Raw genomic sequence first — 24,582 nt, forward strand, 5'->3', positions numbered from 1 at the left:
GCCGAGGGGAAGCAGGCCTCGCGGCGCACGGTCATCGCCGTCGGCCTCTTCTCGGCATTCGTCAACATCCTGATGATGACGATGCCGATCTACCTGTTCCAGCTCTCCGATCGGGTGCTGACGAGCCACAGCTTCGACACGCTGTTGATGCTGTCCGGCCTGGCGCTCGGTCTGATCGGCGTGCTCTCGCTGCTCGACATCATTCGGCGGCAGATGCTGGGCCGCCTCTCCATGCGCATGGAGGCCATCCTGGCCGGCCCGGTGCTGGCCAGCGTGATCAGCAGCGCGCCGACCGGAGAAGGCGGCAACATCCAGCCGCTGCGCAACCTGCATCAGGTGCGCAGCTTCCTCTCCAGCCCGACGATGCTGCTGCTGTTTGATGCGCCGCTGGCGCCGCTCTACTTCCTCGTCATCTTCCTCATCCACCCGGCGCTCGGGACGCTTTGCGTCATGGCGGGCGCGCTCTTGTTCACGATTGCCCTGATCAACCGCAGCGCAACAGCCAAACCGCTTTCGACCGCGGGCTCGCACGCCTCGCAGGCCGATGCCAACGCCGAGGCGCTGGCCCGAAATGCCCAGGTCATCAACGCCATGGGCATGATGAACGAGAGCATCCTGCACTGGGGGCGCACGCAGGCCGAGGCGCTGAAGGCGCAGCTCGACGGCCAGGAGCGCAACGTCTGGATCAGCGGCTCGTCGAAGTTCGTCCGCCTCGTGACGCAGATCCTGATGCTCGGCGTCGGCGCCTACCTGGCGCTCAACGGCGAGTTGACCGGCGGCATGATGATCGCCGCCGCCATCATCGCGGGGCGCGCGCTGCAGCCGCTCGAAGGCATGATCGAGGGCTGGCGCAGCCTCGTACAGGCACGCCAGGCCTACGCCAAGGTGAGGTCTGTGGTCGAAGGGCTCGAATCGCACAAGCCGCGCCTCAAGCTGCCCAAGCCCGAGGGCCGCGTGACCGTCGACAAGGTCCTGTACCTCTGCGCCGGCAGCAAGGAGCCGGTGCTGAACGGCATCAGCTTCGATCTGAAGCCCGGCCAGTCGCTGGCGATCGTCGGACCATCGGGGTCCGGGAAGTCCACGCTCGCGCGCATTCTCGTCGGCTGCCTGTTCCCGACGGCCGGAAAGGTGCGCCTCGACGGCACGGAGCTGCGCAACTGGGACCGGCGGCAGTTCGGCGAGTTCACCGGCTACCTGCCGCAGGAGGTGGAGCTGTTCCCGGGAACGATCCGCGAGAACGTCTGCCGCATGCGCTCAGACCTTCCCGACAGCGACGTGCTGCGGGCGGCGAAGGTGGCCGGCGTGCACGACATGATCACGCACCTTCCGAACGGCTACGAGACCGTTCTCGACCGCAACGGCGCGCCCTTGTCGGGCGGGCAGAAGCAGCGCATCGCGCTCGCCCGCGCCTTTTTCGGCGATCCTGCCCTGGTGGTGCTGGACGAGCCGAACTCCAATCTCGATGCCCTTGGCGAGCAGGCGCTCGCCGAGACGCTGAAGCGCGCCAAGAGCCAGGGTGTCACGATCGTCGTCATCACCCAGCGGCCGGCGCTGCTCAACCTCGTCGACAAGGTTCTCATCCTGCGCGGCGGGCGCATGGAGGCTTTCGGGCCGCCGAGCGAGGTTCTGCATCGCCTGGTGCGCGCAAACGCTGCGGCGAGCGCGGAGGCAACGGGCAATGTCCCCCGGCCCGCGCCGGCTGTGCCTCAACCGTCCTGACGCATTCGATTCTGGGGTCCCGCTCTCATGTCGACCGAACTTCCGAGCCTCGATCAATGGCACCGCGATATACCGAGGTCCAATCGCCGGCTGTTCCTGTGGGGCTTCGGGATCCTTGCGCTGCTCGCCGTCGGGTTCGGCACCTGGGCGGTGTATGCGCCGCTCGAAGGCGCCGTCGTGGCCTCCGGCTCGTTCGTCGCCACCGGGCAGAACAAGCACGTCCAGCACCTCGAGGGCGGCATCGTCGAAGAGGTGCTGGTGCGGGAGGGCGAGGTGGTCGAGAAGGGGCAGGTACTGCTGCGCCTCAACGAGACCGCCGCACGCACGCGGCTCACGCGCCTCGCGGTCCGGCGCTACCGGCTGCTCGCGATCCGCTCCAGGATAGAGGCCGAGATCGACGGTTCAGAGGCCATCGCCTTCCCCAAGGAGCTCAGCGACAAGCGCGGCGACACCGAGCTTGCCGACCTCATGACGCGGCAGACCGTGGAGCTCGACGCCCGCCGGAAGAAGCTCACGGCCGAGCAGGACGTCCTAAACAAGGAAATCGCCGGGTTGCGCGAAGGCATTCGCGGCTACGAGGCGCAGGTGAAATCCGCCGAGGATCGCCTCCAGCTCTTCAAGGAGGAAATGAAGGACAAGGCTGACCTGCTCGCACGCCAGCTCGCCCGCAAGACCGACATGCTCTCGATCCAGCGCGCCGAAGCCTCGCTGATCGGCGAGCTCGGGGAACTGTCTGGCCGGATCGCTGACGCGCGGGAGCGGATCGCGCGGGCCCAGCAGCAGATCGTGTCCCTTCATTCAGCCGCGGTGCAGGCGGCCGTCGAGGAGCTGCGGCAGACGGAGACCGAGCTCGACGACATCACGGAGCAGCTCCGCGCCGCCGAGGACGTCGTGAACCGCGTCGAAGTGCGCTCTCCCGTGCACGGCGCTGTGGTCAAGCTGAACTTCAACACGGCTGGCGGCGTCATCGCGCCGGGGGCCGTGATCCTTGAGCTTCTGCCCATGAACGAGGACCTTCTGATCGAAGCCCGCATCAGCCCGCGCGAGATCACCCACGTGCACAACGGGCAGGATGCGATGGTGCGGCTTTCCGCGCTCAACCAGCGCCTGACACCGATGATCCCGGGGCAGGTGATCTATCTTTCGCCGGACTCCATCACGGAGAGCGGCGATCGCGCCATGGGCGCACAGGCGCGCTCCGGACCGTCGTTCGTGGTTCGCGTCAAGCTCGACAGCCGCTCGTCGGCCGAGCTCGTGCCGAACTTCAAGCCGACGCCGGGCATGCCCGCGGATCTCTTCATCAGGACAGAGGAACGGACCTTCTTCGACTACATCATGCGGCCGGTGCTCGACAGCTTCTCGCGTGCATTCCGCGAGACCTGAGCGACGCCGCGCCGAACGAAACTGTATCGCGTTGACAGCCTAATCGGGTAGGGCACCAATGCTAGAGTCATTCTTCCTCGAGGTCACGAAGAAGGAGCCACGGCTCCAGAAATGCGACGAGGGCGTTGCCTTCCTGAAGGCGGCAACGTCGCTCTACAAGCTTTCGTCCGCATCGTACGTCGCAATCAACATCCCGAAGGCCAACCAGTTCGTGCACTGCGCCTACTCGGACAGCAGCATCCGCCAGAAAGTCACGACTGCCGCGCTCGGCGTCAATGAGCTCGCCGAGCTCGGGCTGCTCGACGCCATGCCCGTCGACTGGATGGCGCACGAGCGCCTGCGCATCGAGCTCAAGCTCCGGACCGAGGACGAAGCCGGCGGGGATGCGCCTCAGCGCGCGGTGTCGTTCTGCCTGTCGACGCTGCGCGGCGAGACCGCCGTGTTCGCAGCAGCGGCCGGGGGCGAGCTTGCCAAAGGAGATTTCCTGTCGAGCCCGTCGATGGCGGAGCTGCGCATTCTCGCGAAGTACTTCCACAGCCACATCCTGCGCCTCAACGGTCACGATACGTTCGATTCGCTGTTGATGTCCGCCCGCGAGCTTGACTGCCTCAAATGGACTGCGGCCGGAAAGACGGCGTGGGAAGCGAGCAAGATCCTCGGCATCAGCGAGAGGACGGTCATCTTCCACCTCAACGCGGCGCGCAAGAAGCTCAACTGCTCGACGACCACGCAGGCCGTTGCCAAGGCCGTGGCGACCCAGCTCATCTCCATCTGAGCCCGAAGGAAGTAGTCGGCTCCCCGCCCGCGCGCGCCGCACACGCCGCGTGGGGGTTCCACGCTGGGCACGCACGCCAGGCGAGGAGCCTTTCGATGGCGTTACATCCACCTGACGATCTGGGTTGGGTTGTAGCGAATTCTCGGAATGTTCGGATCGATCGTCGGGGATGCCATCCGCACCTCGTCGTCCGAGCCTGGACCTTCTACGGCTTCGCGCACGCTGGCTGGGGCCTGCTCACCACCACCCTCGCTGGCGGAGCCGCCGTCAAGCCTCGCGGCCTGGCGCTGCTGCTCGTTCTCGACCCACTTTGCGAGCCTGGCGCGGTCGCGCGCGGCTCTCTGCCAAAGCCTTTCGAAGCCTCTCGAGTTCAGCCTCTCACCTGCGGACATCAGGACGACCGGAGCGGTCTCGGCGTGATGGCGGAGAAACTTCATCAGCACAGCCGCCGCATCGTCCGCATCGAGCGACTGAATGACGGCCTCGGAAACTGCGCCGAGGACCGAGGCATGGTCCGGAACGCGAGGCTCAGGAGGCATCAGGGCGCTGATGCGCGCAACGCACAGCCTCAGCCTGGCGGCATAGCTGCGTGCCGTCTGCGCCAACTCCGACTCCTGATCGACCCGATGGGACAGGCGAAGGATGATGGTTGCGGCGTTCTCCTCGCGCGCAAGCGTCCACTTCACGGTCGCCTGCAGCTCTTGCCTCATGAGCTCGATGTTGGTCCTGTGGCCGTTCTCCGGGCTTACCACGCCCGGCAGGGGCACCGGCTCCTCGGGCCAGCGGGCTTGCGGGGGATCCACCTCGGACACGGCTCACTCCGTTGCGACGTCTACCTTGATGGCGCCAAGCCTAGCCCCAGCGCCATGGCCCCGCCTACTGTCGGAAACGACAGGGGCCCACCGCTGCTCAACGCGCGAAGATGTGGGCGTTTCCACAGGCGCTCGGCTCTCTTTGCGTGCTAAGTTCGCAAATTGTTAATGATGCAGGGTGCAATCTCACTCTCATGCTCGGTGCGTCGCGTATACCGGGCCTCAGACCGTTTCTTCCGGAGCCGGGAAATGGACAAACCTGACGCGACGACCGATCAGCCGACCTCGATCGACACCCCTGCCGGCCCGAGCGCCGCAGCGTTGGATGTCGCGGCCGACGACGCGTTTCATCTCGAACTCGCGGCCGGTCCGATCCTGGCCGACATCCTCTCTTCCGAAGGCGCTGCCGAGGGCCACCTCGAAGATCTCCACGCCGCCCTTGCCTCGCTGCCCAACGATGCCCTCGACCATTTCGACGCCGCGCTCGAGCATCTCACGCACGCCGTGGACCTTTTCGACGTGCCCGCGAGCCACGTGACAGCGGACGCTTCGGACGACGCATCCTAGAGAACGATCGCTCCTGCGGAATCCGGCTCCGGGGTCGACCTCCTGACCGCCTTGGCCGCAATGCTGCCTGTGGCCGCTGCCGCGCCAGCGGGCGGGACCGGCGCGATGAGCCGCGACATCACCCACCGCCGTTGGATGCTCCAGGAACCGGACCAAGGCACTGACGTTACCTTCAGTCCAAGATCTGAAACGGGGACGCGGCCCTTGGATCCTCTACACAAGTGGCCCCGGGCCGGGGGCATTGCGGAGCACATGCGCATTCTGTTGGCATGCGCGGCCTATCCACCACGGGGCAAAGGCGGGGGACCAGCCGCTTCCGAGAGCATCGCGCGGGCCCTGCGCGCGCGGGGTCACGACGTGCACGTCGTGACCGTCGACGACGAGGAAACGCACGAAGTACGTGACGGCATCGAGATCCGCACCGTGCCATCGCCCAACGTCTACTGGGACTACTGGAAGAAAAATCCGCTCTACAAGAAGCTCGCGTGGCATTTGCTCGAAAACGGCAATCCGAGGGCGCTCGTGCGCATGCGCCGCGTGATCGGCGACGTGTGGCCCGACATCGTGGTGACGATCAGTTGCGAGAACATCAATGTCGCAACCTGGCTCGCGGCGCGGTCGCTCGGCATTCCCACGGTCCATGCCGTGCAAAGTCATTTCCTGCTGTGCTGGCGCGGCACGATGTTTCGTGACGGGGCGAATTGCGGGGTGCAGTGCCGGTCGTGCCGCTCCGCATCGACCGGCAAGCGGCTTCTGTCTCATCTCGTCGACGGCGTGGTCGCGGAATCCCGGCATATGCTCGATCTGCATGCCGCGGCCGGATACTTCGCCAAGGCGCGGCAGAAAGTGATCCCCGCCGCCATCGACTGGCCGGTGCGGGATGCGCCGCGGCCAAAGGGCGAGACGATCACGGTCGGCTATATCGGCATGGTCACCCCGAACAAGGGCGTCGAGACACTCGCTCGCGCCGCCGCGCGGCTCGGGAAAGACGCGCCGTTCCGATATGTCGTCGCAGGCGATGGGCCGCAAGCCTACGTGGACCGCGTGTCGGCCATCTTTCCGGAGGATCGGAACCGATTCCTGGGCTGGGCCGATCCGGCCGCGTTCTATCCAGGGATCGATGCCCTGGTCGTTCCATCGTTGTGGAGCGAGCCGTTCGGGCGCGTCTGCATCGAGGCCTTCGCGCATGGCGTTCCGGTCATCGCCGCGCGCTCGGGCGCATTGCCCGAGATCGTGCAATCAGGCGTGAGCGGCCTCACATTCCCGGCAGACGACGATGGCGCGCTAGCCGACTGCCTGCGCAGGCTCGAGGACAGGTCGTTTTTCGCCAAGCTCCAAAGCGGCGCGCTGAAGCGTACGGGAGACTACAGCCTCGAGCGGCTAGGAGCCGCGTTCGAGGATTTCCTCGGCGACCTCTGCAGAGATCGCTCGGCGTCGCCGGCAACGGCCGCAACCGGCTAGTGACGGCGCCCGAATTCGGCTGCGGCTACCTTGTTGACCACCACGCCAAGCAACCGCTCGACGACGGCATCGCAGCTCGCCAGCGCCCGGTCGAGATCCTCGACCGGGGTTCTTCCCCACTCAGTCACAACGATGAACAGCGCAATGGACGGAGCAGACGCCCGGACGTCCACACAGTCGAGCAAAGGCGGCAGATCGATAAAGATGTAGTCGTATGCCTTTCGCAGCCGGTCTACGGTCGCGGCCATCGCCGCGGAACCGAGAATCTCCGACGGATGCGCACCCCCTGGAGCCGCTGTTTCGCCGAGGAAATGCAGGAACGGGCGATGCTCGACGATGCACTCTGAAATATCGGCGTGCCCTGCGATCAGCGCGCCAAAACCGAGCTGGCCCTTTTGCGTCAGGCTCCGGGTCAGCACCGAGCGGCGCAGGTCGGCGTCGATCAGCAGCGTGCGGCTGCCGGCCTGCGCCGAGAGCAAGGCCAGATTGTAGGCAACCGTGGTCTTGCCCGTACCGGCGCGCGGCGATGTGATGCCGATCACGCGGCCCTGCTCGCTCGCGTTGCGCTCTAAGGCTACCTTGATGCCCCGCAAGCTCTCGCCGGCCAGGGCGAGCGGCCGAGGCTTGCTGGAGGACAGAGCCGGGGACTTGTGCGCCTCCATCACGGGCAGCGGCCCGCCGCGCGAAAAAATGGGACGCTTGATCTTCGGCAGGGTGCCGAGGACCCGAACTCTGAGCTCACGCTCGAGCTGCCGCGGCGAGCGCACGAGCCGCTCGCCATACTCGCGCGCGAAGGCGCCGATCAGGCCCAGCGTGCCCCCCGCGACGACCGCAAGCACGAGGATCAGCGCCGTTTTCGGTGTGCTCTTGGACAGAGGCGGCATCGCCTCGGCGAGAACGCGCGCTTCGGTGACGGGAAACGCCTGCTGCTGGATCTGAATGCTCTGCGTGTACCGGTTGAGGAAGGTCTCGTAAGTTGTCCTGGCGCTCTGGGCCGCGGATTCGAGCTCGCGAAGGCGGAGCGCCGACATCGATTGCGCCATGTTGGCGTTGGTGCCTGCGACCGATGCGCTGGAAACACCGCTCGCCGCCTTGAAGTCGGCCAGAGCCTTGGCCGTCTCTCTCGCGCGCTGATTGAGCTCGCTGACGCGGCTTTCGACCCAGTCGCTGGAGCGTTGCGCGATCTGCAGCCGGGCGCTGAGCTGATCGACGATGTAGGCCTCGCCGATAGCATTGGCGATGCCTGCGGACTTCGCGGGATCCGTCGACGTGAAGGAGATCACCGAGACGTAGCTGCGGCCCGCGCGCTCTACCTGCAGCCCCTTCTTGAAATTCCCGACGGCGATCTGGCGCTTGACGTCCGTGGGCTTGGGTCGCCTGGCAGCGGCGCCCATGAAGAGACGCTGGATGGAGGTCCACAGCGACGGACGGTCCGGAACGAACTCCGGATCCGCCCATAGCTGCAGCTTGTCGATGACCGCCAGAGCGATCCTGTCGGACTTGAGCGTCTCGTTCTGGCTTTCCACGACGACCATGTCGACGCTGCTGTCGGGCGTGCCGGCGCTGCCATAGGCGGGCGAGCGTTTGGTATCCGTCATCAGCACCGCCGAGGCCGTGAACGCGGGGGGTGTCACGGCGACATACACCAGCGCGGGCGCCACAACCGCGGCCACCGCCCACACGATGAGCTTTCGCCGCCAGCGGATGACGTCGATGAGATCGGAAAGGGACCAGCGCGTCTGTAGCGGTTGGCCACGGATCTCGATGGCATGCCGAGCGAGATCGGTCGGTACGTGAAGCATAGCGTCCCCCAATAAGCCGGGCGCCGGATGCGCGCACTAAAAGGCCCTCTCAGCCGACGGGCGTGCGCCGCGGGCCCGAGACCGTGCTGCATCGCAACCGAGCCAACGCAATATCGCGGCTCCGCGTTCCATCGCTTGGAGCCAACTCCTTGAATGCACCATGGGAACACACCCGGAGAAAAAGCGTTAGCCAACGCGTGCACTGCAACAGCTTAGACATGGTCGGTAACGGAAACGGGGGTTTCCTGATGCCTGTGAAACAACGGATTGCAGCCAATCTCGGGCCCTGCCTCGCACTACTCCAGCGGCGCTGCAGATGGAGGGGCAGCGCGCCGCGCAGCCTTGAAAGAGGTTTTGAAATCGAGCTGCATAAGGTGCGCTACGCGGACGCACCCGCGAGGATGGCTCCCTGGAGCGGACGCGCTCGCATCGTTGCAGCGATAGCGGCGTCGACGCTTTTCGCGTCGGTCGCATCGGCGAGCGAATATCGTCTGGCTCCGGGCGATACGATCGAGTTCTCGACCGTTGCGACACAAGATCTCAGAACGCGCGCCACGGTCCGCCTCGACGGAGCGGTCGGCCTGCCGCTGATCGGCGATGTCGAGGTGGCGGGGCTGACACTCGGGCAGCTCCAAGCCAAACTTCAGGACGAGCTGGCGACGAAGGTCTATCGCCGCAGGAGCGACGACGGGCGCGAGATCCCGCTCATGGTCGGCCCCGGCGAGGTGGTCGTGACCATCGCCGAGTACCGACCGATCTACGTCAACGGCGACGTCTCGAAGCCCGGCGAGCAGCCGTTCCGCCCCGGGATGACCGTCCGCCAGGCCATCGCGCTGGCCGGCGGCTACGACATCATGCACTTCCGCATGGAGAACCCGTTCCTCGAGCAGGCCGACCTGCACGGCGACTATGAGTCGCTTTGGACGGAGTTCGCCAAGCAGCAGGCCATCGTAAAGCGACTGGAGGCGGAGCTCGAGAACGCCGCCACGCTCGACCGCAAGGCCCTGCGCGACACGCCCGTGGCCGAGACGCTGGCCGCGCGCATCGTGGAGATCGAGGACCAGCAGCTCGCCGCCAGCAATGCCGTTCATCATAAGAACCGCAGTTACCTCGAGGATGCATTGAAGAAGGAGGACTCACGCATCGCGATCCTCGCCGACCAGCAGCGGCGCGAGAAAGAGGGCGTCGACGCCGACATCTCCGAATACACGCGCGGGAAGGGCCTGTTCGACAAGCAGACCCTGCCGATCACCCGTGTCGTCGACGCGCGCCGGACGATCCTCTTCTCGTCGACGCGCTATCTGCAGACCATCGTGGAGAAGGGGCGCGCGGAGCGCGGCCGCGACGAATTGCAGATGAAGCTCGACAAGCTCGACGACGAGCGGCGCAAAGGCGTCCTGCTCGAGCTGCAGGAGGCCAACGTCAAACTGGCGACCACCAGGGCCAAGCTGCAGGCCGTCGGGGACAAGCTGGTCTACACGGGGCTTGTCCGCTCGCAGCTCGTGCGAGGCAAGGGCTCCGATCCCGAGATCATCATCCATCGCAAGGGTGGCGAGCCCATCGCCGCCAACCAGGAGCATGAGCTTCTGCCGGGTGATGTCGTGGACGTGGCCTTGCAGAAGCGGATGATCGTGGAGGACGCGCCATCCGCCGCTCCGAGTGCCAGCCGACGCAAGGCGGATGCGGATGCACCCTGAGCCCCAGACGTCCGTCGCGCTTGGCACGCAGGAGTTACGCGGTGCAGACGGCATCGACTTCGCGGTGGTCATCCCGGCGTTCAATCGTGCGGCGACCATCGGCGAGGCGATCGAGAGCGTCCTGCGCCAGACCGTTGCCGCGAAGGAGATCATCGTCGTCGACGATGCATCGACCGACGACACCGTCCAGCGTGTCAGGGCCATTGGGAGCCCTCTCGTTAAGGTGCTCGTCAACGCGCGCAATCTGGGCGCCACGGCCTCGCGCAACCGCGGCGCCAAGGCCGTGACGGCCGAATGGATCGCCTTTCTCGACAGCGACGACTACTGGCATCCGGACAAGCTTGCCGCCGAGCACGCACTCATTGCCGCCGGTGGAGATGGCGTGACGGCTGTCGCCTCCAACCATGTTCTGGTCATCGATGACAAGATTTGCGCGTCCCCGACTCGGAAGGAGCGCATAGCCGATGTGGCAGGCGGTCTCATGACCGAGAATTTTCTCGGCACATGCTCCTGTATGACGGTCAAGCGCGAACCGTTCGTGGCCATCGGCGGATTTAACGAGCAGCTCAAATCCTGCCAGGACTGGGACCTTTGGCTGCGCGCGGCACACGCTGGACGCGTGCTGATCTCAACGCCGCCTCACGTGTTCTACCGCCTCAACACGCGCGACTGCATCTCCGGCGACGGACGCAAGCGTCAGTCTGGCCACACCTATATCTGGAAATCGCATATCCGCCAGGGCCGCGATCTCGGCGGAGATCGCGTGATGCTGGCGCTGACGTTCGCCGACGTTTGCTGCAATAGGAACAAGTGGAAGTCCTTCCGCAGGCTGTGCCGGTATGTGCTGTGGGCGGAGCCGCAGCGCTTCCGGCAGGTTGGCGCCATGCTGTGGCACGGAGCGACGTCACCCGACTATCTGACCTACAGGCGCCGGATGGAGCAGTCGCTTGAGTTCATGAACGGGTTGCGCAGCAGGCTCCGGCTCCGGCGCTCCGCGGCGTGATACTCAGGCCCATCTGGCACGGACCCGCGCGCGGATAAACTCGGCGTTGCGGAACAGATAGCCGCGCTTCTCGGGGAAGAGCACCAGGAAGCCCAGATAGACGGCGTAGCTCAACCCAACGAGAATACCGCACGTCAGTGCGTCGGGCATGTCCGCGAGCGGCTTGAGGGCCAGCAGCACAGTCGCGGCAGTCGCCGTCGCCAGCACGTGGGGGGCGGCCATCGTGCACAGGTCGCGGGCGGTGACCGGTCCTTCGCGCCCTGCGCTCGCCCAGATCACCGGAAGCCGGATGACATAATCGGAGATCGCGTAGGCAGCGGCGACGCCCACAGGCCCCCACGGCAGGCCCGCCACGAACGAGGCAACGGTGGTGACAGCGCCGAACAGGCCGAGGCGGAAGAAGCCGGCGCCGCGCCCCTGGCTGATGTAGAGCCAGCCGACGGTCGACGTCACGACCTGATGCAGCCCGGCGAGGCCCAGCCAGGCGAAGATCGGCGCACACGCGAGCCAGCGCTCGCCGAGCAGGATGCGGAATACGTCCTCGGAATAGAGCGTGGCGAACAGGATGGGAGGCTGCGTGGCGACAAGGAGCAGCGACACGCACTCCATGTAGGAGCGCCTGTACCGCTCCGGATCGGAGAGGTTGCGCGACAGCAGCGGAATCATGACGCGGCCGATCGGCGCGTGAATCTGCGAGAGCGGAAACAGCAGCAGGCGGTAGGCGCGGTCGTAAAAGCCCAGCGCGACGTCGCCGAAGTATTTGCCGATCAGGACGTTGTCGGCGTTGCGCGAGAAATAGTTGGCGAGGTTGAAGCCCGTCACGCCGGAGCCGAAGCCGATCATGGCGCGGGTCTCGCGGTCGAACGTCGCCCTGCCGGGACGGAATCCGCTTCGCCACCAGCAGCCAACCAGCATCACGAGCGCAGTGGCGCATGCCGACGCGTAGAGCGCCCAGTAGCTTCCGAGCTGCCAGGCAAGCCCGATGCCGACCACGAAGCTAGCCGCTGCCGCCAACGCATCGACCGCGGCAAGCTCGGCAAAGCGCATGCGGCGGTTGAGAAGCGCAAACGGGATGGCCTGGAAGCCGCTGGCGACGATCGGCGCGGCGAATGCGATCATCAGACCCTCGAGCCGCGGCTCGGCGAAGAATCCAGCGACGGCCGGCGCGCTGAGCGCAAGCAAGAGCGCCAAGACCGCGCCCAACCCGGCAGAGAGCCAGAACAGGGCGTTCAGATGCCCCTGCTCGATCCGGTCGCGCTGGACGACGGCCTGCGTGACACCGAGGTCCTGGATCATCGTCACAAGCGCCGTCACGGTCGCTACCATGGCGACGACGCCGAAGTCCGAGGGTGCGAGCAGCCGAGCCGTGATGACCGTAAACACGAAGCCAATGCCCACGCGCCACGCCTGCGCCGCGCCCATGAAGAGAACGTTCTTCGCAGTCTCTCCCCTGGTGCCGGCCGGAGCAGAGTGCGGGACTGCGACCATGTCCTGACCTTTCTGGCGTTGACGCGTTCGCGCACGGCGCGGCGCGGGATCGGCTAGCCGCGGCGGCCCAACGTCCTCAGCGCGTCGTAGACCTTGGGGCTGACGGTCGAGCGCAGCGCGCTGCCGACGAGGCGCCTGGCCGCCGTCCGCGCCGACAGAGGCTGTGTCTTGTAGCGCGTGGGAAGCGTGCGCAGGCGCTGCGCCAGCGCAATTGTGGACAGCGGCTCTGGCGTGAACAGCTCCTGCGAGCCGAGCGACAGCACCGGCTTGCCGGCGAGTCGGCAGATGTCCTGCGCCTGCTCGCGCTCGCTCTCGATGAACAGCAGCGCGCCCGACGTGCGGCCGTAGACCTCGGCCTTGAACGTCGCGTGGCTCTGCGCCTTGAGGCGCGCCTCCCGCGACGGAAGGTCGAGCATAACGAGCGCGCCGTAGTCGATACCGCGCCCGGAAAGCCACGCCTCGGTCTGCTTGCGGTATTTCTCGAGGCGGCTGGTCACCAGCCAGCCGATGCGCCGTGTCGGCGTATGGATCGGCGGTGCGTTGAGCAGGAACTGCAGATACTGCTCGCCGTCGTCATTCTGCTCCTCCGAGGGGTCCGCGCAGAGGACGCCATCGATGTCCACGCAGCAGCGCTCCAGCATGTTGTGGTGCATGATGTTCCATTGGAACAGCCTGGGCTGGCGGACCACCTTCAGGATAAGGTCGATGCCCGCGCACGTCGGCGACGTTCCATAGACGACGCAGAAGCTGAACGGGATCTCGGGGAACGCCGCGGACAGACGCTCGCGCGCTTCCCGCATGGACTGCCCCGTGTCGGCGCTGTCGTCGACGACGAGCACCCGGCGCGCGTGGCGCGGATCGGCATCGAACAGGTCGCGCCGGCGCGTGCGGCCGGCCGACAGGATGCGGCCTGCCATGAAGCCTTCGACATCCGTGACGGGAACGTTGAGCGCCAGCGCCACCAGGGTGCCCGCGAGGAGGCCACTCCTCGGGATCCCCACGACGAGGTCAACGTCGGGCGGAACGCGCGCAAGGCCCGCGATGATGTCGTCGTTGAGGTCGGCAACCGAACGATAGTGCATCGAGGTCTCCGCGGCTGGATCCCGTTGGCGTTTACGGCGTCGGGCGCTCAGTCGCCGGTGCCGCGCAGCACCTCGGTGCGGAAGGTGGTCCACAAGATGCGAAGGTCGAGCAGCAGCGACCAGTGCTCGACATAGGCGAGGTCGTAGGCGACGCGCGCGCGCGCGAACTTGGCGTCCGTGGTGCTGCCACGCAACTCGTTGATCTGCGCCAGCCCCGTCATGCCGGGGCGCATGCGGTGCCGATCGAAATAGGCGGGTACGAGCTGCTCGTACAGCATGCCGCCGGCGAGCATGCCGGGCACGTGCGGCCTCGGGCCGACGAGCGACATGTCTCCGCGCAGCACGTTGATAAGCTGGGGCAGCTCGTCGAGGTTCGTGCGGCGCAGGAAGCGTCCGAGCGGCGTTACTCGCGGATCTCCCGCCCGTGTCTGCTTGACGCCCGATGTATCCATGTCGCTGACGAACATGGTGCGGAACTTAAGAATTGTGAAAGGCTCGCTGTTCAGCCCATAGCGCTGCTGGCGGAAGAAGATCGGGCCATCCGACGTGAGCCGGATCCCAAGCGCGATGGCCGCCAGCACCGGCGACAGCGCGAGCAGCAGGGCTGTCGATACGACCACATCGAGAGCGCGCTTGAACGCAAGCCCGACGCTGAGATCGGAGGCTGGCGCATCGACCGTGAATGTCCAGCTCGGCGCCGAAAAATGACGGACGCTCTGCAATCCGGAATGCATTCTCCGCTTGGCTATACTCAGCACCGACATACCACCCCTCCTTCATCCGCCGCTGAACACGAGTCGGAACTTCGACGCGCGCCGAATATTGCGCCGCACTGTGAGCAGAAAAGGTCAGGCGCACCCAAAGGTTCCAATGCTGCGAGGAGTCAAATGTGAGCCGTTTCGCCGCAGCGCAGAAGCGTGCTAACCGAATTTACGGCCTCATGTAATCGCCTTCACCTCAAGATGCCCTTCGCTTGTGCAGCACGGCGGGAACCAACGCTACGAGGTGACGTTGCGGCTCCATGTCGAGGCCCGTTTTTATAAGAGACATGAGCAGAATTGTGCATCGCACCAGCGCGGTGCACGAGTTCGGCCGCCCGCACACGCCGCCTCTGCTGGAGGCGCTGCGGTGGCGCAAGGCAACCATCCTTTCGTGGATCGTCATCGCGCTTGCCGTGTCGGCGACCGGGCTGCTCCTCGCGCGGCCCCGCTACACCGCAACGGCGGAGTTGCTGCTCGGCGTGAGCTCGGTCGGTGCGGCGGCGGCAAGCACCGCGCTCGTCGAAAGTCAGATCGAGACGCTGAGGAGCGATCACCTCGCCCGGTCGGTGATCGACAAGCTCGGGCTTTGGAGCGACGCGACGCTAGCGTGCGAGTCGCACGGCCTGCTCGATCAACTCTTTGGCGCTGGAGACCCGTGCTCCGCGCCGGCGACGGCCTCGGTGGATCGCGACGCTGTGCTCGCCCACTTCAAAAATGCCACCAGCGCGCGGCGCTCCGGCCGCAGTTTCGTGGCCAACGTATCCTTCACCTCCACCGATCCTCAGAAGGCGGCGGCAGTGGCCAACGCGCTGGCCACTGCCTACGTCGACTATCGGGCTCGCATTCAGGCACGCGGCGTCGAGCAGGCCGGTGCACGCTTGGAAGGCCATATCGCTCGCGTGCGCGAAAAATCCGCGGCGGCATCGGAGGCCATCGACAAGCTGAAGGATGGCGAGGCTCGGAAGCAGACGCCGCCGGACGACGAGGTCCGCTCGCTCGAGTCCCAGTCGCAGGCGTATCGCTCGATCTACAGGGCTCTTCTCGACCGCTACACCAAGTCCGTCGAGGAGCAGGCGTCTCCCGTGAGCGAGGCACGCGTGATCAGCGAGGCCCTGCCGCCGACGCGATGGAGCACGCCGAACGTCCCGCTCGTACTGCTGCTGGGAGCCTGCGCCGGCGGATTGATCGGCATCGCGGCCGCCGTGCGCAAGGAGTACATAGCGCGGCCGGTGCGCTCGCTGGAACAGATCGAGCGCGATATCGGTCTGCGCGCGTTGGGGATCGTTCCGCTGGTGGAAGGACGCCGCCTGCTTCCCGCCTCACAGCAAGCCCCGCCGCTCCTGCTGCACGACCGCGGCGACGCTTTGCGTGGCATCAAGATCGCGGTCAACGAGGTGTGCCCGCCCGACTCCTCGGTGATCGGCGTCGTGTCCGCGTATCAGGGCGAAGGCAAATCGACGGTCGCGTTCAACCTGGCGGTGCTCGAGGCCGAGAACGGCAAACGCGTGCTCCTGATCGACGCGAATCTGCATCGGCCGTCTCTTGGCCTCAGCTTGACGCGCGGGACATTGCTGCCGCCGCTCGAAGGCCGCGCCGCGCTGTCCGAGTCTGTGACGCAGAACGAGCTTGGTTTCGATTTTCTCGGCGAGTGCGCGGCCGAGCCGCCGCTGCACCCGGCGGTTCTGCTGGGGTCTTCCGCCATGCGCGACCTGATCGGGTCGGCGCGCGATCTTTACGACTGCATCGTTTGCGACCTTCCGAACGTCTTGGGCCACGCCGACGTGCAGGCAGCAGCCGACGTCTTCGACGCGCTGGTCCTGGTCACGGAGTGGGGCCGCACGCCGTCCGCCGCGGCGACGCGGGCGGCGCTGAAATCGACCGTGATCTCGGAACGGCTGGTGGGCGTCATCATCAACAAGGCGCCCCTTGGACGAGACGTGATGGCCTAGTCGTGCATGAAGAGGAGGGGTCCAGATGCGCGTTCTGCATGTCGTTCGCCAGTTTTACCCCGCGGTCGGCGGCCTTGAGGGCGTGGTTCACGCCTTGAGCGTTCAGCAGCGACGAAGCGGACTCGATGCCGACGTGCTGACGCTCGATCGCGAGTTCCGCGACCCGAGCGACTGGCTTCCGGAGCGCGACCTCGTTGACGGTGTTCCCGTGCGGCGCATCGGCTATCTCGGCTCGAAGAGGTATCCAATCGCTCCCGCAGTGCTGGGCCATCTCAAGCCCTACGACCTGATCCACGTGCACGGCGTCGACTTCTTTTGCGACTACCTTGCGCTGCTGGCGCCGGTTCATCGCAAGCCGCTCGTGTTGTCGACGCACGGCGGCTTCTTTCACACAGGCTTCGCCCAAGGAGCCAAACGTGTCTATTTCCGCACCGTTACGCGGGCGGCGCTCGGGCGTTACAAGCGCGTATTCGCCTGCAGCGCAGCGGACGCGGAGACGTTCCGGCCTGTCGCCGGAGACCGCCTAAAGCAGATCGACAATGGCGTCGACATCGCCAAGTTCGCGGGCGCGTCCTCGCCCGTGCTCAAGCCGTCGCTCGCGTGCTTCGGCCGCATTGCCTCCCACAAGGGGCTCGAGCGTCTGCTCGATACGTTCGAGATCCTGAAAACGCGGCTGCCGGCGGTCGAATTGCAGCTCATCGGCAACGATTCCGACGGCACGCTCGCGCGCCTGCAGACTAAGTATGACAGACTTCTGCGCGAGGGCTCGGTCAAGATCAAGACCGGTCTCGACGACGACGCCATCGCGCGATCCCTTAGAGACTGCAGCTTCTTCGTGAGCGCATCCGAGTATGAAGGGTTCGGCCTGGCGCTTGTGGAGGCGCTGTCCGCGGGCTTGGTGCCGATCGTCAACCGCATCCCGACCTTCGAGAAGATCGTGGCCGACGCAGGTGTCGGCCATCTCGCGGATTTCGGCGATCCAGGGCAAGCGGCCGATGTGATCGCATCCGCCATCGCGGACGCAGCCGAACGCTATGACGCATTGCGTGCACAAGCGATGGCGTCCGTCACGCGCTACGGCTGGGAGGAAACGGAGCAGCGCTTTCGCGGGGAGTACGAGCGCATCCTCGGCCTCAAGCGGCGGACCATCCTCGGCGTCGCCTTCGAGCCGATGCGGCGGGCCGAGGCCGTCGAGAAGATCGACGGCGAGCTCGAGCGCGGCCGCGAGATCAAGGTCGCGTTCGCCAACGCGCACACCCTGACGCTGGCCAAGCAGGACAATGCATTCCGACGCGCGCTCAGCAACTTTCTCGTGCTCAATGACGGCGTCGGCGTCGATATCGCGAGCCGCCTCAAGTTCGGAAGGCCGTTCCCCGAAAATCTCAACGGCACCGATTTCGTGCCTTACTACCTGAGCCGCACGCAGCATCGGCTGCGCATCTTTCTCGTCGGGGCGCGGCCCGACGTCGTGAGCGAGGCTGCGCGCCGCTTCGCCGTCACGTGGCCGCAGCACCAGATCATCGGCACCTGCGGCGGCTACTTCCGCGACGAGAAGCAGGTCGATGAGCTTTGCCGCATCATCCGGTCGGTGAAGGCCGATCTGCTGCTGGTCGGCCTCGGCAACCCGATGCAGGAGCTCTGGATCGCCAACCGCGGCATTTCCACGGGAGCGCGGCTGCAAATGGGCGTGGGCGCGCTTTTCGATTTCACGGCCGGTCGTGTACCGCGCGCGCCGCCCTGGGTCAGGCGCCTGCGCTGCGAGTGGGTGTACCGGCTGACGCGCGAGCCGCGTCGGTTGTTCTCCCGCTACATCCTCGGAGGCTTCGTCTTCATGCGTCACGTTTTAGGCGACCGGCATACCGGCCTCGCGCCCTGATGCGGCCAACCGGCGAGACCAGCCTGCTTGTCTATCCGGCGACCCCGCTCCCACGCGGCGCCGCAGGGTTCGAGTTGGCGCCGGCCCTGGTCCTGATCGGAAGCGTCGGCTTCAATGCCGGCCTGGCTTTCTTCAACGCGCACATCGCGCCCGTGCCGACAGCGCTGGTGATCGTCACGGAAGCGGCACTTGTCTCGACCGCCATGGGCCTCGCGCTCCTCGCCTGGCGACCGCAAATGGCGCCGTCGCTCGCCCTCATGGCGGCGCTGGCGCTGTTCGCCGTGTTTCGCGGCCTCCTGATGGCGGCGCCGGACCCGAAGCTGCTGCGCGACGTGATCCTGATCCCGACGTTCATGATGCTGGGCATGGCGTCCGACGACCGCCAGCTCGCGCGCACGGTGATCGCGCTGCATACGATCGTGTTCGCCGTATTCCTGCTGGAGGCCCTGGCTCCGCAGGCCTATTCCGACCTGCTCCGCATCCAGGACTACTACATCAAGACGCGCGGCAACAAGCTGGACGAATTCTACAATACCAACTCCGAGCTGTTCATCAGCGCCACGCGGCCCAACGAGCGGTTCTTCTCGTTCGTCGACGCGCCGCGCATGTCGTCGATCTTCCTGGAGCCGGTCTCGCTCGGAAACTACTGTAGCATCGTCACGGTCTTCGTCTGCTCGTGTTTCCGGCGCCTCGGCACGGCGGGAGTTGCGTATCTGACCCTCACCACGGCGGCGATGCTCGTCGGCTGCGATGGCCGGCTGGCGACGGCGACCTGCGCGCTCATCATCGTCGCGTGCATAATCGCGACCTGGCTGCCGCCGCGGAGCGCCGTGCTTTATCTGCCAGCAACGCTGGCCTTCGTGTTCGCGCTCGTCATCGGCGCCGACCTGAAGCCCGGAAGCGACGACTTTCCGGGCCGCCTGGCCCACACGGTCAAGCTCTTGATGAGCTATGACGTGCCCGAGATCCTGGGTCTCTCCAACGAGTTCATCTTCAAGGCCATGGATAGCGGGGTCGCCTACCTGATCACGACGCAGTCGCTGCCGGGCCTGCTGCTGATCTGGGCCTACATTGGCTGGGGCGCGCGCGAGGATACGGCGGAGCAGGTGCGGTTCACGCACGGGCTCTCCCTCTATCTGGCGCTGTCCATGATGGTCAGCTACTCGTTCCTGACCATCAAGACCGGGGCGCTGCTGTGGTTCATCCAGGGCACTCTGCAGGCCGCTTCGCTGCGGAGCGTGAACCGCCGATTTCTTAACGCGGATGAGAGGAAAATTCTCGCGCCAAGGGAGGACAGCTCATGGGCACGATGATCTCGCTGATCGTCTGCACGCTCGGCCGCACGGAGCCTTTGCGCCGGCTGCTCGCCTCGCTGGCGGAGCAGACCCATCGGCCGTTCGAGATCATCCTCGTCGACCAGAACGCGGGCGACTACCTCGACTCCGTGCTGCATGCCTACTCGGTCCTGCCGCTGGTCCGCATCCGCTCCGAGAAGGGGCTTTCGCGAGGGCGCAACGCCGGATTGAAGCGGGCCAAGGGCGAGAGCATCGGCTTTCCGGACGACGACTGCTGGTATGACCGCGGGGTTCTGGAGTCGGTCGACCGCTTCTTCGCCTCGCGCTCCGAGATCGACCTCCTGTCCGGGCGGACGGTCGATGCGAGCGGCGCCGACAGCGTCAACCGCTATTGGCCCGTGAGCGGCCCCATCACGCGGGACAACGTGTTCGGCACCGGGAACTCGAACACGATCTTCATCCGGCGCACGGTCCTGACCGGGGTCCGCGGCTTCGACGAGACGCTCGGCGTCGGCGCCAGCACGCCGTTCCAGGCCGGCGAGGAAAGCGATTTCCTGCTGCGGTGCCTGGAGCGCGGTCATCGCGGCTATTACGACCGCAGCTTCCTTGTCCGCCACGACCAGGTGACGGAGACCCTCGCGCGGGTGCGTGCCTACTCCGTGGGGTTCGGGCGCGTCGCGCGCCTGCACGGTCTCGGGCCGTCCCTGTTCCTCACCCGCAACGTGCGCACCGTCATCGGCGGCTGCCTGCGCATGGCCAAGGGCGACCTTGAAGGTGCGCGGCACCGCTATACCTGTTTCGTAGGATCGATGCGTGGCTACGCGGCGCCGCTCGGCCGGTCCACCGGGCGCTCCGCGCACGGGCCACGGCTACCAGGAGATGCGCATGGGGCATAAGCCGACACGCCGTACCGTGCTCGGCGGAGGCCTGGCCCTTACGCTTGGCGGCATCGGGCCAGGGATGAGGGGTGCGCGTGCGGCCGCGCCGACAAGGCTTGCCTTTGCCGGCGTCAACCTCGCCGGCGCGGAGTTCGGCAAAGTTCCTGGGCGCCACACGTTCGACTACGCCTATCCGCCGCCCGCGACGATCGACTACTACGCCGGCCTCGGCTTCAACGTCATTCGCGTGCCGTTCCGTTGGGAGCGGCTGCAGCCCAGGCTCGGCGAGGCCCTTGCGACCGATGAGCAGGCTCGGCTTGCCGCCGTCGTCGCGCATGCGTCGGCCAAAGGCCAATCGGTCATCATCGACCCGCACAACTACGCGCGCCGGCGCGTCGAGACCGACAACTGGGCGCGGGAGCATTTCATCGGCACGGATGCCGTGCCGACAGAGACTTTCGCCGATTTCTGGCGCCGCCTGGCCGAGGCGTTCAAGGGCAATCCACGCGCGATCTTCGGGCTCATGAACGAGCCGGCCGGAATAGCGGTCGACGCGTGGCTTCCGGCCGCCGATGCCGCAGTCAAGAGCATCCGCGAGACGCAGGCGTCGAACCTGATCCTCGTGCCGGGCATCGATTATGCTGGCGCGCATTCGTGGATCTCGTCCGGCAACGTGCGCATGCGCGCCATCGCCGACCCCGCGGACAACTTCGCGTTCGAGGTTCACCAGTACCTCGATGGCGATTCCTCCGGGACGTCGCCCGAGGCCGTGAGCGCGACCATCGGCTCCGAGCGCATCCGCGCCTTTCAGGACTGGGCGCGGGAGCATCAGTTCAAGGCGTTTCTTGGAGAGTTCGGTGCAGCCGACAACGAGCGCTCGCTTGCCGCTCTGCGCGACCTTTGCCGGACTCTGGAGGACAACGCCGACGTCTGGCTCGGCTGGGCGGCGTGGGCCGGAGGATCGTGGTGGCCCGAGGACTATTTCTTGAATCTCGAGCCTGCGAAAGACGGCAGAGCGCGAAAGCAGACCGAGATCCTCGCCGAGCATGCGCGGCGGGTACATAGCGGTTAACTCAACGCAGTGCGGCCGTCACCGCGTTCGCCAGACGTAACGCAAGGGCGACGATCGTGAACGTCGGCGGCTGGCCGGCCCCCGGTCGGAAACACCGAGCTCCCGGCCAAGAACAGATTGCCATAGCCATGAACGCCGCAATCGGCATCCACCACGCCCTGGCGCGCGTTCGTGCTCATGCGCGTGGTGCCCATGTGGTGGTTCAACGGCAGGACAAGGGTGTGCCACGCGCGCGCGGTATGCTGCTCGCCAAGTTGCACATAGCCCAGGCCGCACCTTTCGATTCCATCCTTGAGTACGCGCAGCGCGGCGTGATGTGTCCGCCGCTCCATCTCCCCGATGCGCCACATAAGCCGCGGACGGAGCAAACCCAAGGCATCCCGCTGTTCAGAAAGCGTCACGCGATTGTCGCGATCGGGCAACGGCTCCAGCACCGATTGGATCTGGAAATGGCGCACCAGCGCCGTGGCGCGTCAGCGACGCGACGTAGGCCAGCGACGCCGCCGGCAGAGCCGAGACCACGCTCAGGAGGGATCGTGCCGGCAGCGGCGGGCTGTTCGTCAGCATGACCGCCTTGTAGACAGATTTCGTCCGGCAGCGAGCGCGCGTCGATCAACATGCGACAGGTGTTCCGGAGCTTCTTGCGGCTCGCGCCGACAGGCCTGGATGGAGGTGTGGCCTCGTGAACCGGATGAGATGCGTCCCTGTTCCATCCGTGCGCTTGCGTGCCTGCGCCCGATCCGCACACACGAGGATTTCAGCAACGCAATGATTAAGACGAGGTTTTGTCCGTCGCGCGCATTTGCTCAGGTTGGCGCTTTACGAATCCTTCGGCATACGGGCACCCCACCCGCGGCCGCGATGGAACTGCGCCATCGGCACTACGTTTTGGAGTGGGGCATCGGAAGTCTCTCTTGCCCGTCTGCTCTCACGCTCGGATGTGGTGTTGCGATCGATGCGAACGGGGGATCGGGAACGTTACGACGTCGTTGTCGTCGGCTCCGGATTCGGAGCGCTGTTTTTTCTCGACAGGTTCATAAGAGCGCGACCCAAGGCACGCATCGTGGTGCTGGAATGGGGCGCTGCCAATTCTCACGAGTGGCAGATCAACAACCAGAAGAACTCGACGATTGCCCCTGCCGATGCGCACGTGCAGGTGCCCGATCAGAAGCCCTGGAACTACACGATCGGCTTGGGCGGCGGGACGAACTGCTGGTTCGGGCAGAGTCCGCGCCTGCATCCGAGCGACTTCGCGCTCCTCACGAAATACGGCGTGGGTCGCGACTGGCCGGTGACCTACGACGATCTGGAGCCGTACTACCTGGAAGCGGAAACGATCATGAGCATCTCCGGCGCCGAGGAGATGGCACGGATCCTGCCGCGCTCGGGGCCGTTTCCGCAGCCGCCGCACCGCGTGACCGCCATCGACCGCATGATGATGCGCGCACAGCCGGATCGGCACGTGCCGATCGCGACGGCGCGGGCGCGCGTGGCCACGCAAGACCGATCCCGCTGCTGCGCGACCGCGCGCTGCAATCTCTGCCCCGTCGATGCGAAATTCACGGCGCTGAACGGCTTCAAGCACGTCCTCTCGCACCCGGGCATCACGTGGCGCTTCGGCGTCAGGGCCGTCGCGATCGAGCACAGCGCCGCGACGGCCACGGGCGTGCGATGTGCGAAGGACGGACGAGAGGAGGTCGTCGATGGCGATCTGATCGTGCTTGGCGCCAACGCTATCCACAGCCCGGCCATTCTCCTGCAGTCGGATCTCGGCGCGCCCAAAGCGGGGCTCGGCGTCACGGAGCAATTGGGTTTCGAAGTCGAGGTGCTGCTCGACGGGCTGGACAACTTCGACGGCAGCACAATCACCACGGGCCTGAACTTCAGCCTTTATGATGGGGAATTCCGCAGGGAGCACGGAGCGGCGCTGTTGTTTTTCGAGAACCGCTGGAGCCATGGCCTGCGCAAGGACTATGGGCGCTGGCGGCAGACGCTGCCGATCATCATCGCCGTGGAGAACCTGCCGCTCGACTCCTACTCTGTCGCTCTGAACGGAGAGCAACAACCTGTCGTGGATCACGGCGCCTTCTCGGACTACGCGGTGCGCGGCCTGCAAGCCGCCTTGGACAAGATCGAGCAGGTGCTGCAGCCGTTGCCCGTCGAGCGGATCGTCCTTCGGGGCGAGCGGCCGACGGAGTCCCATATCCAGTGCTCGCTGCCTATGGGCGATGATGCGGAGTACTCCACCGTCGATCGTGCGCAAGTGCATCACAAGATCCGCAACCTGATCGTGGTCGGCAGTGCCGTGTTCCCGACCTGTCCGCCCGCGAATCCCAGCCTCACCGTGGCGGCGCTGTCGCTCCGGGCTGCGGACATGCTGACGCGCTCCGCCTGAGCCGAGGAGGAACATCGTGGATCGGCGCAAGGTCATGATCGGAGGAGCGGCGCTGCTGGGAACCGCATCCCTAGGCGGCGTGTATATCGTCACCAACGACCGGACCGTCCGGACGTGGATCGAGACCCTGGTGGCGCGGCACCTGCCGGGCTCCCGGATCGACCCGCCCAGCCTCGCGGCGTTCTCGGACGACAAGCTGGCCGAGATCGGGCACAATCCGAACTATCGCATCTATGCGGCCAGCCTTTCGGCCGGCATCGACATATCGACGCTTTCGGGTGCGCTCCGAGACAAGGTCGAGGCCTTCGAGCGCAAGATCGTTTCCGATTTCCTGCTGGGGTCGAATTTCTTCTTTCTCGACGACCCTCGCATGGAGCCTGTCACCTACGACGGCGAGGCCCCGATCGGGTGCCGGAACCCCTTTGCCGTTTTCGATTAATCCCCGCCAGCGCCGCAACATAGCGGCCGAAGCTGGCCGGAGCCCGTGCCGCCTCAGATCTTCCTGCAGAGGCCCATTGACATCCTCCTCGTTCATCTCCCTAAACTGCCCGCAACGGCCCCCATCAG

The 24,582-nt window shown here is 66.0% G+C and carries 20 protein-coding genes; 14 read left to right on the top strand and 6 right to left on the bottom strand.

The genetic code is table 11. The annotated features are described in order from the left end of the window. From IT540_RS05270 to IT540_RS05280, 3 genes are all read left to right on the top strand, one after another. The coding region (locus tag IT540_RS05270) for a type I secretion system permease/ATPase (RefSeq protein ID WP_291174205.1) at window positions 1-1,719 on the top strand (1,719 nt) is incomplete at its 5' end. A gap of 27 nt (window positions 1,720-1,746) precedes the next feature. Next, window positions 1,747-3,102 (top strand): HlyD family type I secretion periplasmic adaptor subunit, encoded by a 1,356-nt coding sequence (locus IT540_RS05275; protein WP_291174207.1) that lies wholly within the window; start codon window positions 1,747-1,749, stop codon window positions 3,100-3,102. A gap of 58 nt (window positions 3,103-3,160) precedes the next feature. Next, window positions 3,161-3,877 (top strand): LuxR C-terminal-related transcriptional regulator, encoded by a 717-nt coding sequence (locus tag IT540_RS05280; RefSeq protein ID WP_291174209.1) that lies wholly within the window; start codon window positions 3,161-3,163, stop codon window positions 3,875-3,877. A gap of 101 nt (window positions 3,878-3,978) precedes the next feature. Here the strand turns inward: IT540_RS05280 and IT540_RS05285 are convergent, their stop codons facing one another. Further along, window positions 3,979-4,689: a hypothetical protein gene (locus tag IT540_RS05285; protein ID WP_291174210.1), complete on the bottom strand. Its 711-nt coding sequence runs from the start codon at window positions 4,687-4,689 to the stop codon at window positions 3,979-3,981. Window positions 4,690-4,938: 249 nt separating this feature from the next. Between IT540_RS05285 and IT540_RS05290 the strand changes: the two genes are divergently transcribed. Together IT540_RS05290 and IT540_RS05295 are read left to right on the top strand one after the other, a co-directional pair. After that, the gene (locus IT540_RS05290; protein ID WP_291174212.1) at window positions 4,939-5,256 is read left to right on the top strand and encodes a hypothetical protein; all 318 of its coding nucleotides are present in this window, start codon (window positions 4,939-4,941) and stop codon (window positions 5,254-5,256) included. 252 nt (window positions 5,257-5,508) lie between these two features. Continuing rightward, on the top strand, window positions 5,509-6,717 hold the full coding sequence (locus tag IT540_RS05295; RefSeq protein ID WP_291174214.1) for a glycosyltransferase family 4 protein: 1,209 nt from the start codon (window positions 5,509-5,511) through the stop codon (window positions 6,715-6,717). On the opposite strand, the gene IT540_RS05300 is transcribed toward IT540_RS05295, so the two are convergent. Further along, the gene (locus IT540_RS05300) at window positions 6,714-8,519 is read right to left on the bottom strand and encodes a polysaccharide biosynthesis tyrosine autokinase (RefSeq protein ID WP_291174216.1); all 1,806 of its coding nucleotides are present in this window, start codon (window positions 8,517-8,519) and stop codon (window positions 6,714-6,716) included. The two genes, IT540_RS05295 and IT540_RS05300, sit on opposite strands and share 4 nt — an antisense overlap. Window positions 8,520-8,920: 401 nt before the next feature. On the opposite strand from IT540_RS05300, the gene IT540_RS05305 reads away from it, so the two are divergent. Both IT540_RS05305 and IT540_RS05310 read left to right on the top strand, forming a co-directional pair. Further along, the gene (locus IT540_RS05305; RefSeq protein ID WP_291174218.1) at window positions 8,921-10,216 is read left to right on the top strand and encodes a polysaccharide biosynthesis/export family protein; all 1,296 of its coding nucleotides are present in this window, start codon (window positions 8,921-8,923) and stop codon (window positions 10,214-10,216) included. Further along, on the top strand, window positions 10,206-11,219 hold the full coding sequence (locus IT540_RS05310) for a glycosyltransferase family A protein (RefSeq protein WP_291174220.1): 1,014 nt from the start codon (window positions 10,206-10,208) through the stop codon (window positions 11,217-11,219). The genes IT540_RS05305 and IT540_RS05310 overlap by 11 nt, the downstream gene beginning before the upstream one ends. A gap of 3 nt (window positions 11,220-11,222) precedes the next feature. Here IT540_RS05310 and IT540_RS05315 read toward each other — a convergent pair whose 3' ends face one another. From IT540_RS05315 to IT540_RS05325, 3 genes are read right to left on the bottom strand one after another with little or no spacing between them, the layout of a single operon-like run. Continuing rightward, window positions 11,223-12,707: a lipopolysaccharide biosynthesis protein gene (locus tag IT540_RS05315; RefSeq protein WP_291174221.1), complete on the bottom strand. Its 1,485-nt coding sequence runs from the start codon at window positions 12,705-12,707 to the stop codon at window positions 11,223-11,225. A gap of 53 nt (window positions 12,708-12,760) precedes the next feature. Further along, the gene (locus IT540_RS05320; RefSeq protein WP_291174222.1) at window positions 12,761-13,789 is read right to left on the bottom strand and encodes a phosphoribosyltransferase family protein; all 1,029 of its coding nucleotides are present in this window, start codon (window positions 13,787-13,789) and stop codon (window positions 12,761-12,763) included. A gap of 47 nt (window positions 13,790-13,836) precedes the next feature. Then, window positions 13,837-14,553 (bottom strand): sugar transferase, encoded by a 717-nt coding sequence (locus IT540_RS05325; RefSeq protein ID WP_291174224.1) that lies wholly within the window; start codon window positions 14,551-14,553, stop codon window positions 13,837-13,839. 284 nt (window positions 14,554-14,837) lie between these two features. Here IT540_RS05325 and IT540_RS05330 point away from each other — a divergent pair, with 284 nt between their 5' ends. The 5 genes from IT540_RS05330 to IT540_RS05350 are packed head-to-tail and all read left to right on the top strand — an operon-like array spanning window position 14,838 to window position 21,620. Next, a complete protein-coding gene (locus IT540_RS05330; protein ID WP_291174226.1) occupies window positions 14,838-16,499 on the top strand; it encodes a GNVR domain-containing protein in 1,662 nt (553 codons plus the stop codon). 25 nt (window positions 16,500-16,524) lie between these two features. After that, complete coding sequence (locus IT540_RS05335) at window positions 16,525-18,375, top strand: WecB/TagA/CpsF family glycosyltransferase (protein ID WP_291174228.1); 1,851 nt, start codon at window positions 16,525-16,527, stop codon at window positions 18,373-18,375. After that, window positions 18,375-19,688 (top strand): polysaccharide biosynthesis protein GumE, encoded by a 1,314-nt coding sequence (locus tag IT540_RS05340; RefSeq protein ID WP_291174230.1) that lies wholly within the window; start codon window positions 18,375-18,377, stop codon window positions 19,686-19,688. The genes IT540_RS05335 and IT540_RS05340 overlap by 1 nt, the downstream gene beginning before the upstream one ends. Then, complete coding sequence (locus tag IT540_RS05345; protein ID WP_291174233.1) at window positions 19,676-20,566, top strand: glycosyltransferase family A protein; 891 nt, start codon at window positions 19,676-19,678, stop codon at window positions 20,564-20,566. The genes IT540_RS05340 and IT540_RS05345 overlap by 13 nt, the downstream gene beginning before the upstream one ends. After that, on the top strand, window positions 20,484-21,620 hold the full coding sequence (locus tag IT540_RS05350) for a glycoside hydrolase family 5 protein (protein WP_291174235.1): 1,137 nt from the start codon (window positions 20,484-20,486) through the stop codon (window positions 21,618-21,620). Before IT540_RS05345 ends, IT540_RS05350 begins: the two co-directional genes overlap by 83 nt. Here the strand turns inward: IT540_RS05350 and IT540_RS05355 are convergent. Further along, the gene (locus IT540_RS05355) at window positions 21,617-22,078 is read right to left on the bottom strand and encodes a GMC family oxidoreductase (protein WP_291174237.1); all 462 of its coding nucleotides are present in this window, start codon (window positions 22,076-22,078) and stop codon (window positions 21,617-21,619) included. The genes IT540_RS05350 and IT540_RS05355 overlap by 4 nt on opposite strands. Window positions 22,079-22,575: 497 nt before the next feature. On the opposite strand from IT540_RS05355, the gene IT540_RS05360 reads away from it, so the two are divergent. Together IT540_RS05360 and IT540_RS05365 are read left to right on the top strand one after the other, a co-directional pair. Continuing rightward, window positions 22,576-24,015 (top strand): GMC family oxidoreductase, encoded by a 1,440-nt coding sequence (locus IT540_RS05360; protein WP_291174239.1) that lies wholly within the window; start codon window positions 22,576-22,578, stop codon window positions 24,013-24,015. A 16-nt stretch (window positions 24,016-24,031) separates the two neighbouring features. Further along, window positions 24,032-24,454, top strand: coding sequence for a hypothetical protein (locus IT540_RS05365; RefSeq protein ID WP_291174241.1), 423 nt, complete (start codon window positions 24,032-24,034; stop codon window positions 24,452-24,454). The last annotated feature ends 128 nt before the right edge of the window (window positions 24,455-24,582 follow it).

The sequence above is a fragment of the Hyphomicrobium sp. genome, assembly GCF_020852195.1.
Taxonomy (GTDB): Bacteria; Pseudomonadota; Alphaproteobacteria; order Rhizobiales; family Hyphomicrobiaceae; genus Hyphomicrobium_C.